A 16,819-nucleotide genomic window follows, 5' to 3' on the forward strand; every position below is an offset into this window, starting at 1 on the left:
TCTGACCCGTTACTCAGGTTTTTGAACCCCTAAAAGTTGATTCATGTAATATGAAATCCTTAAATGTATGCTACAGATAAGGCATCTAAAATAAAATCCCATCCGGTCACGGATTTAATAGCTTGGGGTGTTAACTCCTGTAAAACTTTATCCAGTCGATTTCTTAAACTGTCAAGGTTTTCAATGAGTTCCCATTTCAATTCCTTTTTAATCTCTTTCCATAATCTTTCTATCGGGTTGACTTGTGGACTATAGGGGGGTTGAAATAATAGGATAACATTCTCCGGGATTTCTAAGCTTAACCCTGTATGTAATCAACCATTATCTTAACTCATCTCTATTCCTGCTACTGCTTTTAGCCATATCTGCACTTCTTTATAGGATGAAAATCCTTCCTCTTCTTGTAATTCCTGTTTCAACTTTTCTTCTACTGCTGCTGAATTTTCTTTCTAGTTGGCGATCGCATTCTTCACACCAACATATTCCCTTTCCCAACTGTAGCATATATTTCAGGATTTCATATAATTAATTTTGTTTACTTACTTATCGGCTTTACTCCACAAGCAGGATAAATATCAATAAGCTTTCTTAACTTGGATTGAAATTGCTCAATTCCAAATTGTTTAATTGTGTTTTTTCTTAATTGTTGGGGTTTATATAGAATAGGGTTTGGGTAAATTCCTTGCAAAATTTGTAATAAGTTTAAAGCGATCGCTTCAATATCTGTTGGCTCAACTAAACATCCCAATTCTCCCCCTAACAAGGGATCAACTGCGCCATCTTGATTTCCTGCTAAAACAGGCTTACCACAGGCTAATGCTTCTAAATAAACAATTCCAAACCCCTCTCCCTGACTGGGTAAAGCAAATAGATCACATAAATTGTAGTGATCGCACAATTCTTGATCGGAAACAAAACCTGTTAAGGTAACATTATCTTCTAAACCGAGTTGTCGAATTAAAGCTTTAATTCGAGGTGTATCATCTCCTTTTCCGACTAAAATATAATGGATGTTAGGGAAGAATTGACGAATTAAGACTAAGGCTTGTAAAATTTGATCATATCCTTTATAACGGGCTGATTTTCCTAAACGAGTCACACTTAAAATAATCGGTTGTTGAGCAGTTAAGTGATAACGCTCTAGTAAATATTCCGGTTTAGAAGCAATTTTAAACTGAGTAGGTTCAAAGGTATTGGGTAGAACAATAACTTGTTTAGAATTAAGGTTTTGTTCTTGAATTAAGCGATCGCGTGTATAGTTACTAACGGCTATAATTTTATCAGCATCATAGAGAGCTTTTTGCAATTGAATAGATTTTAAATCCCAAACTTCTAACCCGTGAGCAATTACCCAATAACGAACTTTAAATAAACGTTTGAGATAATAGCAAATTCCACTATAGTTAACATGGGAACAAATAAAAATTAAGGAAGGATTTTGAAGGGCTAAATGCAGCATTTTCAATGTCATAAAACAGCTTTGAAGCCACCGAGAAAAGCGTCCAAAGCAATGAAATTCAGTCTGAGGTAGAAATTGATGATTTTCAGGACAAGATTTATCATACTTTAATAAAACTTGGTATTTTGCTTGAGAGTCAATCAATTGTAATCCTTGTAAAAAAAAAGTAGTGTAGGTCTGAATTCCCCCTTTAAACCCGAAAATATTAGGAGCTAAAATTGTATATTGGTGCTGGGATTTAATCATAACTTTGGTTAGTCTTTACAGGTTTTCTAATTAATATTAGAACTAAAGTTTCCACCAAGGAAATAGTTTAAAAATTTCTCGCTGAATCACTTGATAGACTCTCATTTGGGATGTCTGAAAATGAGCTTCTCCTTTTAATTCGGGTTGTAATTGTTCATCAATATTATTAATTAATATTTTCACATTTAAAACTTCTCTTTGAGTGGATTCATCGGATTTAATGACAGGTGAAATAGACAATATTTTTGCAGGATATTCTTGTAATGTAGCTTGACGAGGTTTAAATGTAACAGATGAATCACTTTTAATTAAATCTCTATCTTCTTGACGAATTTCTACTAATCCTGTTAATTGAGATAAATTAACCAGATCAAAAATTTTCTGTCCAGTTTCTAAAGTTCGATTATTCAATAAGTCTAAATCGGGAGTTGTGACAGTTCCCGCTATAGTAGCTTTTAGAGTTAACTGTTGTTTTTGTTCCTGTAAACGTTTTAATTCAGCTTCTTGTTGAGTTACTAATTTCTCTTGGTTCAAAATTTCAATTGATGCTGCTTCTACTTCTTTTTGAGATGAAACCGTTTCAGCTATCCTTTGTTGAACTTGGAATTGAGCTTGGTCTAAGTTCTCTTGACTTAATTGAGCAACTTCATTAATTTGCTCAGATTTAGCTTTAATCGTTTGATCTTTTTGAGCTTTTAGTTCCTGAATTTGCAGAATTTGATTATGTTTCTGATTAATTTGCTGTTGATGGGTTTTGATTTGTTGTTCTTCCTGAAGAATCTGACTTTTGAGTTCTTCAAATTCCTTTTCTTTCTCTCCCAAGGCTAAAGTACCTAATCCTCCTTCTTCGTTTAAAGGTTTTAGCCGATTCAGTTCACCTTCTACTTTCGTTAACTGTTTTTTTAGTCCTTGGATATTAATTTTAACTTTTTCAATTTCACTTTCTATTGCTAAAATTTCATCTTTCATCCCATTAATTTGATATTGTATTCCAACAATTTCATTTTCTATTCCTTCCTGTTCTTCCTGAATTCCTCGAATTTTTGGTAAACCCTTTTCCGAAATAGCTGCATTTAATTCAGCTTGTCTTTTATCAAAATATTGTCGAGCATTCGCTTCTAAGGTTTTAGCAATTTCTAATTTAGTTTGAGCGATCATTAACTGCTGCTTTGCCGCACTTAATACCGTCTTACCCTCTGCTAATTTTTGTTCAGTATCAGCAATTTGTTTTTCTAACTCTGGACTGGAAATTGTTCCTAAAAGTTCTCCTGGGTTAACAACTTGATTTGGGCGCACAGAAAGCATTAAAACACCTGCTTGAGGCATTGTAATAGATTGACGTTCTCCAACCGTTGAAGTAATAGTTGTTTTTCCACTGAGTCTGGGGTTAACGGGAATCATCGCAATCCCACTAATTCCTAAAACTACAATTCCCCAAATTATTAAGGAATTAGAAGTCTTAGGCGCGGGTTGAGAAACTGGAGATGGTGCTTCTGGAGGTTTCGCAACCGGAGTATCTTGAACAACAGGAGGAACAACTTTTAGACGGGGTTGGGATGGGTTTTGAGGGTGATTATTCATGGTTAAATCTCTCAATTAAAAGGTTGATTTTGAATGTTAATTGTCTTGGGGTAGAAAATAATAAATTGCCCAAATCAGTAGCAACATTAAGGATAGAATAGGAATATTTGTGAATGACCAATCGGCAATTCTGACAAATAAAAATCCAAACACAAAGTAAATATAGACTAAACTCAAAGGAGCATAAATAGCTAAAATTAGAGCATCTTTTCCCGTCTCCTGAATAGGTTTTCTAGTGAATAAGTTTTTATAAAATCCAAACGACCGACTACGGAGATTATTAATTCCAGTCAGGGCAACCGCTAGGTAATAACCATCAAATTTAGCTAGGGGGTTGAGGTTAAGAGCAATGGTGAACAGAGCCGCCGACATTAATAAATAGCTCAGGAAATTTAACCAAGTTCCAGGGCTAGACCCGTTCCATAAAAATAAGCTAATTGCTGCTATGATTAACTGGACTAAAACCCCTGCGCCGATGACAAGAACCCGTTGATATCGCTTTACTAAACAATAACTATCGCTGGTGTCTGTATAGGCGGCGGGCATGAACATAATTATTAATAGTCCAATTTGAGGAATAATACCTCCGTAATGTTTGAGGGTAAAGGCGTGTCCAAGTTCGTGCAGGGTGACAACCAACATCGTCAACAACCCAAAGGGAAGCAGCAGGGAACTACCGGAGTGGGTGAGGAGTTGTTGTCCGGTTTGGAGGAGTTCACCGTGTTGGGAATACCCCATCAGGGCGGCAACGGTCAGGAACACACCCAGAAGCAAGGCAAACGGTTGAGTCCAGACCCACCGCAAATTGTTGATATGTTGGCTTAACCAGGGGTCAGGGTTGAACAGGGGAATGCGGAAAAACAACAACTGCATGGGGTTGAATTTGCGTTTCGGCGGTTGGGGCGGTGTGGTTCCCTCCAACATGGCCGTTACCGTCAGCATTTGCAGCAAATATTTAATCTGGTTTTGGGAAATGCAGAATTCCGCAGCAACCGCAGCAATGGGGCGATGTCCGAGTTGGTCGATGATGGTTTTATCTTGTTCACTGACCTGAATAAATTTGACATCTTCCGGGTTCCGCAGAATCCAATAACCTTCAGGATGTTTGATCCACTGCACACAATCTTTCAATTTTAAGAAGGTTTTTGGGAAATCATGTTTTTTAAATAAGATATTTAAAGGCTCTAAATCTTGGCTATCACCGCTCATTTTCTCGTCTAAGGCTAATATATTAAGTTCAATCAATTTTTGTAGCAGGTTAATTACAAAATCGGCGGGTAGGGTTTCTCCGAATTCCTGTTGACAAATATGTTGAACTTTTGTAAAGGTAAATTTTCCGGTAAAATATCGCAGCGCAAAGCCTTCTTGGGATGAAAATAAATGATAGCTTTGACCTTGTTTAGCTTTGAGAACGATTTGATTACAAGTTTTAACTTTTGCCAATTTCCAGTAGGCAGTTAGATCTGGACAAATCCAGTCTAAACTGTTGGATTCAGGGAGAGGATTTTGAGCATTCATGATGACCTAGATGCACTAATTTATTCTATTAAATTTTTAGAGATAAGTCAAGGGTTTATTAGGTAAAATATTTATTAAAAATGGGAGCTTTTGGGAGAATGCGATCGCTCTCTTTAACACAAATTTCCATCAACATCTTATTCCCTCCTCAACTTCACCTATAATTCCTACTAACATCGATTTAAGATATAACTGGACTAGACCAGTCGTACAATTTTGTCGGGAGGTTAATCGATGAATAAAATTACCCTAGAAGAAATTGCCCAAGATTTGATCAACTATCTTCAACGGGCTAAAGCTGGAGAAAGTTTTGTGATTTTTCAAGCAGACCAACCGATTGCTAAAATTATTTCGGCTAAATCTGAGGGGGTTTTAGAGGCTTTTGATGCTTTTCGCTCCAAAATCGTTTCAGAAGGAATTGATTTGGATAGCGATGAAATCTTTGCTGATGTTCGGGACTGCACCCCGACTCCTGAAAAACCTTGCTGGTGATGAGCGTGAAATTTCTCCTGGATACCAACATCATTTCGGAAAGTATCAAACTACAGCCTAATCCTATTTTTCTGGAACATTTTCGACAGAATCTTGAAGAATCGGCGATCGCATCTTCGGGGAGTGGTTAAGGTGCGATCGCGCTCCCCATCCCCAAACAAGCGATCGCTCCACGAGAGAATAACAGCTACAGAATTGTCAAGTAAGTATCTACTGATTCTGATGGTAAAACCTTTAAAGTTTGGTGTCGTAAGTCCGGTTCTAATCCCAGAGCTTCTAGGGGAATGACGCCGATTAAAGCATCTCTGCCTCCGGGTAATTCTAAACATTCAAAAGTGCCTTCTCGACCACATAAAGATATTTTGGCATCTTGAAAGATTCGTGCTTTGCTAATTCCTGTGGCGGTGGCGACATCGACTTCTTTAAGCAGTTCAAGACCGAGTTGGGCGATCGCAAAAGCGGGTAAGCATAAAGTAGTTGCACCCGTGTCAACCAAAACATTATCTAGGGTGATGGAACGAACCTGATCTGGGGAAATCAGACCTCGTACTGCGTTCGCTTCGTCAATGCGATTTTTGACGGTCAGTGTTGTTAAAACTTTACCCATTGATTTGTCAGAAGTTGTGTACATTGACATTGATCCTCTGAGTTACTGTATGTTAAATTATGGCACGTTTGGCATCTGGTACAGAGGTCGGTCGATCGCTCTGATTTGAGAAAAATAAATATATAAAAAGCGTCGCATCGCAGTGCTGGCTAAACCTGCTGTTAATCTTGTGGCAGATTTAGGGATGAAACCATTGACAATAAGCAAGTATTCCATGATGAAAGCCATCCGATATTGCTAGAAGAAATAATCAGGAAAAACAACTAATTTGAGTAATATGTTGAGGTGAAAAGCGATCGCGCCTTCCCATCCCCAAAAGAGCGATAGGGCTGAGGCCACGCTTTTTAAAGCCCTTTCACAAAAACTGAATGATTGAGGGTACTTTATCTCTATAATACCTACTGTTACTGATTCACGATCACAAGATGGCGAAATTACCCCCAGAGCGTCGGGCAATTATTTGGGATTTCAAACAACGATTATTAGATATTGTGGATGAAGCCAAGGCTACTGAGTTAGACTTATTGGAGCGTTTTGGAGAGACGGAGAGTACATTGGGTGCATTGGAGCAACTGACTGAAATCGCCGAGCAAGCTAAACAACGATTTTCTCAACTGTCTATCTTACAAATGCGGATTGCGGAATCACAGCCCAGGGCTACTCCCGATCTGTTAACATTATTAGATGATAGGATTGTTAGTATCTCTAGCAGGGTTCCTGCCTTGGAACGTAGTACACAAGAAATTAAAGCGGATTGGAATTTATTATGAATGAAACACCCTTTTTGCCCGATCCACAACAGGTAAAGCGGACTCTCGCGAAGGCCCATCGTGCTTGTCAAGATATGGAGTTAGCTGGTTTGGAGTTACAAGAGGTGATTGAAATGTTAGAACGTAATATTAGAGAACAACGTCTCAAGCGATTAAAGCAGGTTTCTTAGGTGGAGAAAGAGCGATCGCGCTGCGTCACGTTAGCCCTATCGCTCTGATTTGAGAAAAATAAATACATAAAATGCGTCGCATCGCAGTGCGCCGCTTTACCTGCTGTTAATCTTGTAGCAGATTTAGGGATGAAACGATTGACAATAAGCAAGTATTCCATGATAAAATCTCTCCGATATTGTTAGAAGAAATGATGAGGAAAAACAATTAATTTGAGCAATATGTGAGGTGAAAGTATCGCGATCTCGCTCCCCATCCCGAACCAACGATCGTGCTTAGGGCGGCTTAGAAACCGGGTTTTTGCAGAAGATATCGGTTAAGACGTAAAGGTGATCTGAAAAACCCGGTTTCTTTTGTTTGGGTAAAGGGCGATCGCGCTCCCCATCCCCAAAAAAGCGATCGCTCCACAAGAGAATAACAGCTACAGAATTGTCAAGTAAGTATCTACTGATTCTGATGGTAAAACCTTTAAAGTTTGGTGTCGTAAGTCCGGTTCTAATCCCAGAGCTTCTAGGGGAATGACGCCGATTAAAGCATCTCTGCCTCCGGGTAATTCTAAACATTCAAAAGTGCCTTCTCGACCACATAAAGATATTTTGGCATCTTGAAAAATGCGTGCTTTGCTAAGTCCTGTGGCGGTGGCGACATCGACTTCTTTAAGCAGTTCAAGACCGAGTTGGGCAATCGCAAAAGCGGGTAAGCATAAAGTAGTTGCACCCGTGTCAACCAAAACATTATCTAGGGTGATGGAACGTATTTGCTCAGTTGGAATGAATCCTCGTGCAGCAGCAGACTGGTCGGCACGATTAGTAACGATCAGTGTTGTTAAAACTTTACCCATTGATTTGTCAGAAGTTGTGTACATTGACATTGATCCTCTGAGTTACTGTATCTTAAATTNGTTCAGGAGTTGTTTCAGCAACAATAATTTCGGGTTCTGTTTCAGGTTCAGGAATAGTTTCAGCAACAATAACTTCGGGTTCTGTTAGTTCCGACTCTGGGTTATTTTCAGCAACAATAACTTCGGGTTTTGTTTCTAGTTCAGGAGTTGTTTCAGCAACAATAACTTCTGATTCTGTTTCTAGTTCAGGAGTTGTTTCAGCAACAATAACTTCTGATTCTGTTTCAGATTCAGGAGTTGTTTCAGCAACAATAACTTCTGATTCTGTTTCAGATTCAGGAGTGGTTTCAACAACAATAGCTTCTGATTCTGTTTCAGATTCAGGAGTAGTTTCATCAACAATAACTTCTGATTCTGTTTCAGATTCAGAGTTAGTTTCATCAACAATAACTTCTGATTCTGTTTCAGATTCAGAGTTGGTTTCATCAACAATAACTTCTGATTCTGTTTCAGGTTCAGGAGTTGTTTCAGCAACAATAATTTCGGGTTCTGTCTCTAGTTCAGGAATAGTTTCAGCAACAATAACTTCGGGTTCTGTTAGTTCCGACTCTGGGTTATTTTCAGCAACAATAACTTCGGGTTNCTTAAATTATGGCACGTTTGGCATCTGGTAAAGAGGTCGGTTGATCGCTCTGATTTGAGAAAAAGAAATCAATAAAAAGCGATCGCCCTCTTTAACACAAATTTCTCTTAACATCTTATTCCCTCCTCAACTCAACTTATAATTCCTACTAACTAACATCTTGTCCCCCCCTTTTTAAGGGGGGCTAGGGGGGATCATGCCCAGATTCAATAACTCTAACTTCCATCTTCCTTATAATTCTAAACTGACACCCATTGCTCAACAACTGCGACAAAATGCCACTCCAGCAGAACGTAAACTTTGGCAAGATTTTTTGAGACATTTTCCGTTTCGGGTGTTGAGACAAAGACCCATTGATAATTTTATCGTTGATTTTTATTGTGCAGGTTTGAAATTGGTGATTGAGATAGATGGGGATAGTCATTTTACGGAACAGGGTAAACAATATGATGCTGAAAGAACGTCTATTTTAGAAGGATATGGTTTAAGAGTGATCCGGTTTACAAATGTTGAGGTGTTACAGAATTTTGAGGGGGTTTGTTATCAGTTATTGGGGTTGATCCCCCCAAACCCCCCTTGAGAAGGGGGGCTTTAAGAAAATGCGATCGCTCTCTTTAACACAAATTGCCATCAACATCTTATCCATCCTCAACTTAACCTATAATTCCTACTAACATCTTGTCCCCCCCTTTTTAAGCAGGGCTAGGGGGGATCTTCTTTATGCGTTATACCGATTAACTGACTGCTTTGGGTCGAATGCCGTCATACCCAGATGGGCAAATAGCTGCGATCGCTAAGGTCAATCATTTGATTCTGGTGACTCGTAATGTTTCAGACTTTGCGGACTCTGAAGGACTGACCCTTGAAAACTGGTTTGTTTAGAGAGAAAAAAAGTAGTAAATCGCTTTCAGGGTCTTGGGATTTGTTGGGGATATAGCGCAGATCCGTAAATGAGATGATTGGCGCTGAGTGAACTGGTAGGGGAGCGAGGTAGGTTTGTTGGGGTTGGGTTCATGGTGTTGTTTTGGGGTGATGAGGGTTGGGAGGGGCGATCGCATCTTTGGGGAATGGTTAAGGTGCGATTGCATTTGTTGAGTAGATTCTACTAAAAGTTATAGCCCATTGCCCTAAACCAACATCTGAAGATTTATCCCTTGCATTTTACTTCTGAGCCACTCCTCAAAAAGCCTATCTTCAATTGTTCGTCGGAGGCTATCATTTAGATTAGCTTCGATTAACTGATCAAGCCGGAAAAAGCAGTGAAGATCTTCGACAACAATAGGGCCAATAATACTTCCGGGAGATTTGCCGTTAAACCCGGCTTGCAGTTGTGGCGGCATTTCCTCACGGGGAAACACCCCCATCCGGCCATCTAAATGTCGGTCTTCAGATGTAGAATACTCTGCCACCAAGTAATTAAATTCTCCAGGTTCCTGCTGTAGCGTTTCACTCACTTTCTGGGCAACATCAGCCTCCTGAACGACTATCCGGGAAAGAGCAAGACGGTCAAAAAGACTGTGGTTCGCTTCAAAAAACTGGTCTACTTCAACCCCAGCAACCTGTTCGCGGAGTTTTTGAAACTTAATCCCCTTGATTGCCTTCTCCCGGAAACTCTCATAACTTAAATTTTGTTCAGAGAGCCATCGCTCAAAGGCTGGACGATCTACAGCATTATTCTGTAGGCGAAAATCAAGAATAAACTGCTCGATTTCAGAGTCTGACACCTGAAAGTCACGGGATTGAAGTTCTCGCTCTACGAGGTACTCTCGTAATACAGTGGACATCAACTGACCAAAGTTCCCCGAATCCTTGAGGTAAGTCATCACCTCTTGGATAGATAGAACATCATCGCCAATACGCAAAAAGTCAAAGTTATTCATAAAACACATGATTCTGTGGGTGAAAATGAGCAGGGGAGCAGTTTAGATATTGATACTCCCCTGAAAAGCCTAAGATTCTAGGCAACAGTAATTCGAGGAAAGCCTACAACCTCACTATACGGCTTTTCTCCAAGCGTAGAAGTATTGAGGGATATCATTCCAACTGACCGTTAAATAACCATCACCGTCGTATGAATTCCCAGAGTTATGGGGGTTAAACAGTGTGACTGTCCGCTTGACAGTATCGTAGCTTTTCAGCAAATAGGCATGACCCCCAACAAGTTTCTTTGAGCCAATTTGTGCTTTGTGTTGCTCACTTCGCGAACTAAAGAAAACAATTGCGCCCGAGGCAAATGCTGAAATCGCATCTGCGACAGTCCAATTATCAAAGCCATGATAACTTCCTTTGAGACGGGCAACCTGTTCTGCTGCAACCTGTGCGCCTCCTCCTTCAATACCTTTGTAACTATTTGTGCCGTCTTGACCAATCCAACCAGCCTCATTGATTTGAGCATAGGCTTTCTCCGCTAGTGCGACCCAAAGTTCATTGCTGGAATTGGTATAGGTATTCCAGAAATTTCCTGCTCTCGCAAAAGATAATGTTCCATTCGGTTCTGTCGGAAGAAAACGGTTGACAGTCACATAATCTGTTTGACCATTGTTGAAAAAGCGAACTGTGTAGGTTTCATCACGATTGTCGATGAACATATCCTTGATTTTGTTGGAATCAGCCAAAGCTATGCCAGCTAAGGCAGCAAGATAGTAGCAATCGCCCAGAAATCCCTGGCGAACATCAGTATATTGAATGCCGTTTTGGAATAGTTGTCCTTGGACATACTTATAGGTAGCTTCATTCGCTTCACCATAAGCATATTCACCCTTCGCAAGCGGTAAATCTTTCCCAAAAAAGTGTTCATCAATCAGCTTCTGAAGATGATCCGCACTGCTTCCCGCATAGAGATTCCCCAAGGATTGACCAATGTATTTTTGATTAGCCTTGTTGCCGTGGGCGATCTTCTGGCTCAAGACTCGGGCATGATCTGCCATCTTGATGTAAGTTACATCACTGGAGAGTAGCTTCAGGTCGGCAAACTCATTTGTATCGACAATCCCACCATCCTTCGCAGAGTCAAAGATGTCAATCATCTCCTGGCGAGAAAATATTCCATCTTGGAAACGCTCCCGTGCAAGGGCGCGAATGGTTGTGTCCTTGATATTCAGGTCAAACCAGTCATTGGTGACAGGTGCTTGAGTCGTGAAGTTGACATAGCTCAATGCTCCCCAACCATCAATCCCATCAGTAGCCCGCACTGAGATGCGATCGGTGCTAGCCGCTGCTCCACCAACAAACTTGACCGTATGTAGCTTATCAGCATCGACAAAGAAGCCCCGACCTGCGGCCTGCCGGACACCATTAACCGTAAAGTAACCACTGGTTGCTTGGGCATTACTGTCGAAGAACTCATAGCGAGTGACTTTATCACCATCCTTGTCACTGGTCGTGAAGTTGAGCGACATGGCAGTGTTTGCGTTCACAGTAGCATTTTGAATGCTTACTGTTGGAGCCGAACCTGCTTCAGTAGTTACTTTGTGCTGTGACCAATTACTCCAGGTCTTGCCATCAGATGCAGCTATGAAGAGATTATCGCTGGTAGCTGTCGAGCCACCGACAAACTTCAGACCACTCAACTGATTGGCATTGAGATAAATAACCTGACCCGCAGATTGCTTGACTCCATTGAGCGTGAAGTAACCACTGTTACTATTTGTGTTACCGTCGTAAATTGCATACCGTGTAATGGTATCACCATCAGCATCCGTTACAGTAAAGCTTGATGTGATGCTCTGACCACGTTTGACTGTTCGATTGTAGGTGGTGACCACCGGAGCGCGGTTGGCTTGCTGCGTCGTCAGGGTCACGGAGGGGTAATTACTCCATGCCTTGCCATCATAGGCTTGGAGGCGAACCGTGTCTNGTCCCCCTTTTTAAGGGGGATTTAGGGGGATCTAATCTATGATGTAATCAGTAGTTCCTTGACTTTTATTGAGTCCTANAACGGGAGATGCTCCAGGAGTGGGTGTCGATGGTTCGGTGTTAGATGGTTGGGTCTCTTCTACTGATGTTGATGAATTGATAGGAACTACTAAATCATCACTCCAGTTTTTGCCATCGAAAGCAGCAATGATAATTGACTGTTCTTTACCTGCCTCACTTCCAGCAACAAACTGCAAATCTTGAAGTTGACTAGCGTTGATGTGCAGTGTCCGAGGCTGTTTTACACCATTTAAGGTGAAGTAGCCACTGTTACTACTGGAGTCTTGGTTATGGAAGTAGTAAATTTGCATTGCGTCGCCGTCAGGATCTTGGACGCTGAAGATGCTTGATGCAGGAACAGTAGCACCGGGGGATAGAGCAACGTTGTTGGTACTAATCACGGGTACACGGTTAGTAGCTGCGGAGCCATTGATAGGAAGTGGATTGGCTACAAAATTACTGTATTGACTCCAGTGCTTACCATCAAAAGCCCGAATAGCAAGAGTTTCAGTTTTGCCCGATTCGCTACTCGCAACAAATTGCATATCTTTCAACTGGCTCGCATTGACATAAATTGAGCCAGATTGCTTTACACCATTAAGCGTGATATAGCCACTGTTATTACCCTGATCTCGGTCGTAAATGTGATAGATCTGCATAGCGTCACCATCACCATCATTGACACTAAATAGAGTAGACAGTGCTACAGTTTCTCCTGGATTAAATGCGCGATTATTTACAATAATTTCTGGTTGTTTGTTTTCCTGGATAGAGCCATTAATGGTCTGAGGATTGATGACAGCATTAATCTCTGAACTCCAGACATTGCCATCAGAAGCCCGAATTGAAAACGTCTGAGTCTTTCCTGGTTCGCTACCGCTCACGAATTGCAAATCCTTGAGTTGGTCTGCATTGATGGTAAAAGAGGAACCAGTCTTAACCCCATTTAAGGTGAAGTAGCCACTACCGGGCATTTGATCAGATGAATAAAATTTGTATTGAAGAATGTCATCCCCATCTGGATCAAATGCAGAGAAGAAGCTGGATGCGGCAATAGTTTCATTAACCCCCATTTGTTGGTTATGTAGCGTCACGACTGGCATACGATTGGCGGTGCTAGTGCCAGGGTTGCCGAAGCCGTCTTCTTCGGGATTCCAATCTCGATTGGGTTGCTCAATATCCCAGGGGTTGATGACGGATTCAGGATCTACGGTTGCTGGAATATCGTCTTGTGCAATCAAAACATCTGGGTCATAAGCGGTGCTGGGCCTCCAGTCATCGCGGAGAATCTCGTCGTCTTGAAAAGCGGGATTACCAGGCTGCTTTTCCTCGACGATCACCTCTTCATAGGTTGCCTTAGCCAACTGCACCGCTGCCACCATATTCAACAACCCAGCACCTGTTTCTAGGTCAAACCCAGTTGCACCCAAATCCGTTGCCGTATTCTTAACAATCTCAATCACTTGGCGATAGCTTAACTCTGGATTTGCTGCCCAAACTTGGGAAATTGCCCCCGTTACTTTAGCCGTAGCAACAGATGTCCCAGCCATTGCGCTAACTCCCTCACCAGTCAGGGATAATTGGGGATTGTCGATAGTGCCTCCTGGGGCAACAATATCTAACCCATAACCATAACTGGAATATTCAGTGCGGTTATAGGCTTTAGAAAGGGCAATTTCGTCATTAAACCGTTCCGCCGCCCCAACGGTAATAATATTATCAAACTCCTGGGAAGCTTGACCCAAAACTGACATCACACCGCCATCATTACCCGACGCCGCTACAATTAATACCCCATTCTGCCGAGCATATTCAATCGCGGCTCGTTCTTGTGGGGTTAATTCATAACGAGTCGTGACATTCCCCTGGGCATCAATTTGGGTTAAATCTAAACTCAAATTAACGACAGCATTCGGTTGTCCTGATGCTTTAGCCGCATCGACAAATTCCACTAAAGATTCTGCCCATTTTCCTGAACCAATGGCTCGTCCCGCCCAAATCGGAGCGTTATCATTAATCCCATCAATACCAATGCCGTTATTTTGTTGGGCGGCAATAATTCCTAATACATGAGTTCCATGTTCGTTGCCTGTTCCTGGTGCTAAAGTGGGGTCAGCATCGCCATCAACTTTATCGCTTCCCCAGGTAATTCGAGTGTAGTCAATATCAGGATTATTCCCACTAAATCCGGTATCAATTACCCCAACTAAGGGTTGATTTTCTGTCACAAATTCAAACTCAATAGGCGGTTCGATGGGTGTAAGAATTGGGGGTTGAGTTCCTAATTTTGCTTCTAGTTTTTCGATTAATTGTAAGGCGGTAGAATTGAGGCTGGTAGAGGGTTTGTTTTGCAGTTGGGTGGTTAATTGTTCTAAGCGCGTAATCAGTGTTTCATTAACGGGTTGCTCCGATAGGGTTTGATTGCGTAATTGTTGGGTGAGATTTTCTAGTCGATCTACTAATTCATTACTCGGTTCTTGTGGAACAATTGGCGTGATTTCGCTTTCTATTATTTCACTGTTATCCTCAGTAATATTAAGCGGTACAATCGGATTATTGTCGATGGATATTTCTTCGGGATCATTGATGATTTCCGTCGGATATTCAGGAGTTTCTACTTCGGTTAATGTATCATTTTCTTCACCTCCTATAACAATGGGTTCTGTTTCTTCAATTAAATCTTGATTGTCTTCAGAGACAATAACTTCTGATTCTGTTTCAGATTCAGGAGTTGTTTTAGCAACAATAACTTCTGATTCTGTTTCAGATTCAGAGTTAGTTTCATCAACAATAACTTCTGATTCTGTTTCAGATTCAGGAATAGTTTCATCAACAATAACTTCTGTTTCTGTTTCAGATTCAGGAATAGTTTCAGTAACAATAGCTTCTGATTCTGTTTCAGGAATAGTTTCATCAACAATAACTTCTGATTCTGTTTCTAGTTCAGGAGTAGTTTCATCAGCAATAACTTCTGATTCTGTTTCTAGTTCAAAATCAAAATCATCTGTGAGTAAACCATCGAGTTCATCGACTAACGAAGCGAGATCGTCCTCAATTTCTGGAAGTGGATCTTCTGGCGTAATATAAGGTTTAGCATAAGCAATTAACCCTTCACCTAAATCAGAAGAACGCCAGTCTTTTGCAGGGTTAATAACATCATCTAAATGAACGGCTTTTCCCGTTGCTCCTCTGACTTGAAAAATCAGATCATTGTAGTCTTTATCCGTATTACCATCTACTCGTAAATCCTCCATCACGAAGGTATTTCCATCGCCAGTTACATCAGCAATTTGTCCAACACTAAATCCATCTTCTGGATTAGCAGTTGCGAGGGAAAATAGAGGACGCAGTGAACCTTCTGCATCAGGATTGTTAAAAACTTGGGCGACTTTTCCATTGGGAACTAACATAATTGCAAACTGATCTCCAGCTTGCATATTGAAAGTTTTTACACCCTGATATTCCCCTTGATTCCAATCAACTTCATTAGATAATTCTCCGTTGAATCTTGCCCCTTCAGTAGCATCATAAATCACAATATGACCCAATTCTGAGTTACTTAAAGCTCGACTCGCTGCTTCTTGAATAAATTCCGATGAACCCGGTTCAAATTGTTCCATCCCCTCTAAACTAAAGATGGCTAATTGTCCTTTATATTTCCCACCATCAAATAGATAATCAATCCCAACTTCTCCATTTTCTCCAACGGTAAACACGCCGGAATCAAATTCAAAGTTAGGGGTTGAGGTGGCGATCGCATCTACTACATCAACTTCACTCTCTGCGTCTATTTGTTCAGTTGGTGTTATTTCTGTTGTGGATTCTTCCTCGACTTCTGAAACAGTTGAATTATCGGTTTCTAACTCAGATTCGCTTTCTATTTCTTGACCATCAAGCTGAGATTGAGATTGTAATTTAGTTTCATTTTGGATGGATATTTCCTCAGAGAGATCAGTTTCCTCTAAAGCATTTTCTTCAAGGGTTTCTGTTATGCTTTCTGGCGATAATTCTTCAGAGGAATAGGATTCATCATCTATTAAGTCTAAGGATGTTTCACTCTCTAAATTTTCAGGAATATTGCTTTCTTCGGTAATTTCAGTAACCGGATTAAAATCTTGAGTTTCTAAAAGTTCTACATCTGTTTCCGCTAAATCTTCCCCAACTAAGTCCTGACTCTCATCAGTAATATCTGGGTCTGAGTCTAAATCAGTGACAAAAGGAATTTCTTCTAGGTCGTCATCAGCTAGGATTTCTGGGGTTTCCTCAACGTAAATTGCTAAATCTTCGCCACCATCTGTAACATCCCCTTCGTCTGGTGAGCTATCTAATTCATCATCCAGGGGTGTTGTGAGTTGGAGATCGGCGAGATCAGGTGTATCGTCCCCACCATCGATAAAACCACTCGGTGTCAGGATCGGTTCAAGGATAAAAGACTGCGGATGCTGCGGAGCAGGGGAACCAAAAAACCTTTTCTGGGAAGTCATAGATACACCTGACAGAGGAGAGTAAGAATAAAATCAACCGTTTGCTGTCCTAAAACCTTACTTGAAAAGGTTTGAGTTCAACCACAAGCTAG

17 protein-coding genes are annotated in these 16,819 nt (G+C 40.9%); 6 read left to right on the forward strand and 11 right to left on the reverse strand.

All coding sequences use genetic code 11. The features are described 5' to 3' along the window. Positions 1-59: 59 nt before the first annotated feature. From PL8927_RS28410 to PL8927_RS07120, 4 genes are all read right to left on the reverse strand, one after another. A complete protein-coding gene (locus PL8927_RS28410) occupies positions 60-290 on the reverse strand; it encodes a transposase (protein WP_083619036.1) in 231 nt (76 codons plus the stop codon). Positions 291-535: 245 nt separating this feature from the next. Beyond that, the gene (locus PL8927_RS07110; protein WP_083619038.1) at positions 536-1,705 is read right to left on the reverse strand and encodes a glycosyltransferase; all 1,170 of its coding nucleotides are present in this window, start codon (positions 1,703-1,705) and stop codon (positions 536-538) included. Between the two features lie 42 nt (positions 1,706-1,747). Beyond that, entirely contained in the window at positions 1,748-3,286 is a 1,539-nt protein-coding gene (locus tag PL8927_RS07115; protein ID WP_083619040.1) for an efflux RND transporter periplasmic adaptor subunit, read from the reverse strand. 36 nt (positions 3,287-3,322) lie between these two features. Next, on the reverse strand, positions 3,323-4,804 hold the full coding sequence (locus tag PL8927_RS07120; RefSeq protein WP_083619042.1) for a M50 family metallopeptidase: 1,482 nt from the start codon (positions 4,802-4,804) through the stop codon (positions 3,323-3,325). A 234-nt stretch (positions 4,805-5,038) separates the two neighbouring features. Between PL8927_RS07120 and PL8927_RS07125 the strand changes: the two genes are divergently transcribed. Beyond that, positions 5,039-5,296 (forward strand): type II toxin-antitoxin system Phd/YefM family antitoxin, encoded by a 258-nt coding sequence (locus PL8927_RS07125; protein ID WP_083619044.1) that lies wholly within the window; start codon positions 5,039-5,041, stop codon positions 5,294-5,296. Between the two features lie 5 nt (positions 5,297-5,301). Then, entirely contained in the window at positions 5,302-5,427 is a 126-nt protein-coding gene (locus PL8927_RS28815; protein WP_269322008.1) for a PIN domain-containing protein, read from the forward strand. 56 nt (positions 5,428-5,483) lie between these two features. Here the strand turns inward: PL8927_RS28815 and PL8927_RS07130 are convergent, their stop codons facing one another. Beyond that, positions 5,484-5,927, reverse strand: coding sequence for a pepsin/retropepsin-like aspartic protease family protein (locus PL8927_RS07130; RefSeq protein WP_083619045.1), 444 nt, complete (start codon positions 5,925-5,927; stop codon positions 5,484-5,486). A gap of 33 nt (positions 5,928-5,960) precedes the next feature. Then, on the reverse strand, positions 5,961-6,119 hold the full coding sequence (locus PL8927_RS07135) for a hypothetical protein (protein ID WP_156093123.1): 159 nt from the start codon (positions 6,117-6,119) through the stop codon (positions 5,961-5,963). Between the two features lie 209 nt (positions 6,120-6,328). Between PL8927_RS07135 and PL8927_RS07140 the strand changes: the two genes are divergently transcribed. Both PL8927_RS07140 and PL8927_RS27965 read left to right on the forward strand, forming a co-directional pair. Next, on the forward strand, positions 6,329-6,673 hold the full coding sequence (locus PL8927_RS07140) for a hypothetical protein (protein WP_079680412.1): 345 nt from the start codon (positions 6,329-6,331) through the stop codon (positions 6,671-6,673). Further along, positions 6,670-6,843, forward strand: coding sequence for a hypothetical protein (locus tag PL8927_RS27965; protein WP_197047341.1), 174 nt, complete (start codon positions 6,670-6,672; stop codon positions 6,841-6,843). Before PL8927_RS07140 ends, PL8927_RS27965 begins: the two co-directional genes overlap by 4 nt. On the opposite strand, the gene PL8927_RS07145 is transcribed toward PL8927_RS27965, so the two are convergent. Both PL8927_RS07145 and PL8927_RS07150 read right to left on the reverse strand, forming a co-directional pair. After that, a complete protein-coding gene (locus tag PL8927_RS07145; RefSeq protein ID WP_156093124.1) occupies positions 6,840-7,004 on the reverse strand; it encodes a hypothetical protein in 165 nt (54 codons plus the stop codon). The genes PL8927_RS27965 and PL8927_RS07145 overlap by 4 nt on opposite strands. A gap of 261 nt (positions 7,005-7,265) precedes the next feature. Next, positions 7,266-7,709 (reverse strand): aspartyl protease family protein, encoded by a 444-nt coding sequence (locus tag PL8927_RS07150; protein WP_083619047.1) that lies wholly within the window; start codon positions 7,707-7,709, stop codon positions 7,266-7,268. An 815-nt stretch (positions 7,710-8,524) separates the two neighbouring features. Here PL8927_RS07150 and PL8927_RS07160 point away from each other — a divergent pair. Together PL8927_RS07160 and PL8927_RS07165 are read left to right on the forward strand one after the other, a co-directional pair. Beyond that, positions 8,525-8,908 carry an endonuclease domain-containing protein gene (locus PL8927_RS07160; protein WP_083619051.1) on the forward strand — a complete coding sequence of 128 codons (384 nt, stop codon included), beginning with the start codon at positions 8,525-8,527 and terminating at the stop codon, positions 8,906-8,908. A gap of 176 nt (positions 8,909-9,084) precedes the next feature. Beyond that, the gene (locus PL8927_RS07165; RefSeq protein WP_331281805.1) at positions 9,085-9,210 is read left to right on the forward strand and encodes a PIN domain-containing protein; all 126 of its coding nucleotides are present in this window, start codon (positions 9,085-9,087) and stop codon (positions 9,208-9,210) included. A 245-nt stretch (positions 9,211-9,455) separates the two neighbouring features. Here the strand turns inward: PL8927_RS07165 and PL8927_RS07170 are convergent, their stop codons facing one another. From PL8927_RS07170 to PL8927_RS07180, 3 genes are all read right to left on the reverse strand, one after another. After that, entirely contained in the window at positions 9,456-10,208 is a 753-nt protein-coding gene (locus tag PL8927_RS07170; protein ID WP_197047342.1) for a peptidylprolyl isomerase, read from the reverse strand. Between the two features lie 114 nt (positions 10,209-10,322). Then, entirely contained in the window at positions 10,323-12,128 is a 1,806-nt protein-coding gene (locus PL8927_RS07175; protein ID WP_083619055.1) for a C2 family cysteine protease, read from the reverse strand. A gap of 87 nt (positions 12,129-12,215) precedes the next feature. Beyond that, on the reverse strand, positions 12,216-16,727 hold the full coding sequence (locus PL8927_RS07180) for a S8 family serine peptidase (RefSeq protein ID WP_231505944.1): 4,512 nt from the start codon (positions 16,725-16,727) through the stop codon (positions 12,216-12,218). Between the last annotated feature and the right edge of the window lie 92 nt (positions 16,728-16,819).

The organism is Planktothrix serta PCC 8927 (genome assembly GCF_900010725.2).
Taxonomy (GTDB): Bacteria; Cyanobacteriota; Cyanobacteriia; order Cyanobacteriales; family Microcoleaceae; genus Planktothrix; species Planktothrix serta.

Excerpts from the sequence above, each read along its gene's own strand:
- PL8927_RS07120 (WP_083619042.1), bottom strand. The coding sequence starts at position 4,804 with ATGAATGCTCAAAATCCTCTCCCTGAATCCAACAGTTTAGACTGGATT.
- PL8927_RS27965 (WP_197047341.1), top strand. The coding sequence starts at position 6,670 with ATGAATGAAACACCCTTTTTGCCCGATCCACAACAGGTAAAGCGGACT.
- PL8927_RS07160 (WP_083619051.1), top strand. The coding sequence starts at position 8,525 with ATGCCCAGATTCAATAACTCTAACTTCCATCTTCCTTATAATTCTAAA.
- PL8927_RS07150 (WP_083619047.1), bottom strand. The coding sequence starts at position 7,709 with ATGTACACAACTTCTGACAAATCAATGGGTAAAGTTTTAACAACACTG.
- PL8927_RS07165 (WP_331281805.1), top strand. The coding sequence starts at position 9,085 with ATGCCGTCATACCCAGATGGGCAAATAGCTGCGATCGCTAAGGTCAAT.
- PL8927_RS07115 (WP_083619040.1), bottom strand. The coding sequence starts at position 3,286 with ATGAATAATCACCCTCAAAACCCATCCCAACCCCGTCTAAAAGTTGTT.
- PL8927_RS07125 (WP_083619044.1), top strand. The coding sequence starts at position 5,039 with ATGAATAAAATTACCCTAGAAGAAATTGCCCAAGATTTGATCAACTAT.
- PL8927_RS07145 (WP_156093124.1), bottom strand. The coding sequence starts at position 7,004 with ATGGAATACTTGCTTATTGTCAATCGTTTCATCCCTAAATCTGCTACA.
- PL8927_RS07135 (WP_156093123.1), bottom strand. The coding sequence starts at position 6,119 with ATGGAATACTTGCTTATTGTCAATGGTTTCATCCCTAAATCTGCCACA.
- PL8927_RS07110 (WP_083619038.1), bottom strand. The coding sequence starts at position 1,705 with ATGATTAAATCCCAGCACCAATATACAATTTTAGCTCCTAATATTTTC.
- PL8927_RS07170 (WP_197047342.1), bottom strand. The coding sequence starts at position 10,208 with ATGAATAACTTTGACTTTTTGCGTATTGGCGATGATGTTCTATCTATC.
- PL8927_RS07140 (WP_079680412.1), top strand. The coding sequence starts at position 6,329 with ATGGCGAAATTACCCCCAGAGCGTCGGGCAATTATTTGGGATTTCAAA.
- PL8927_RS07130 (WP_083619045.1), bottom strand. The coding sequence starts at position 5,927 with ATGTACACAACTTCTGACAAATCAATGGGTAAAGTTTTAACAACACTG.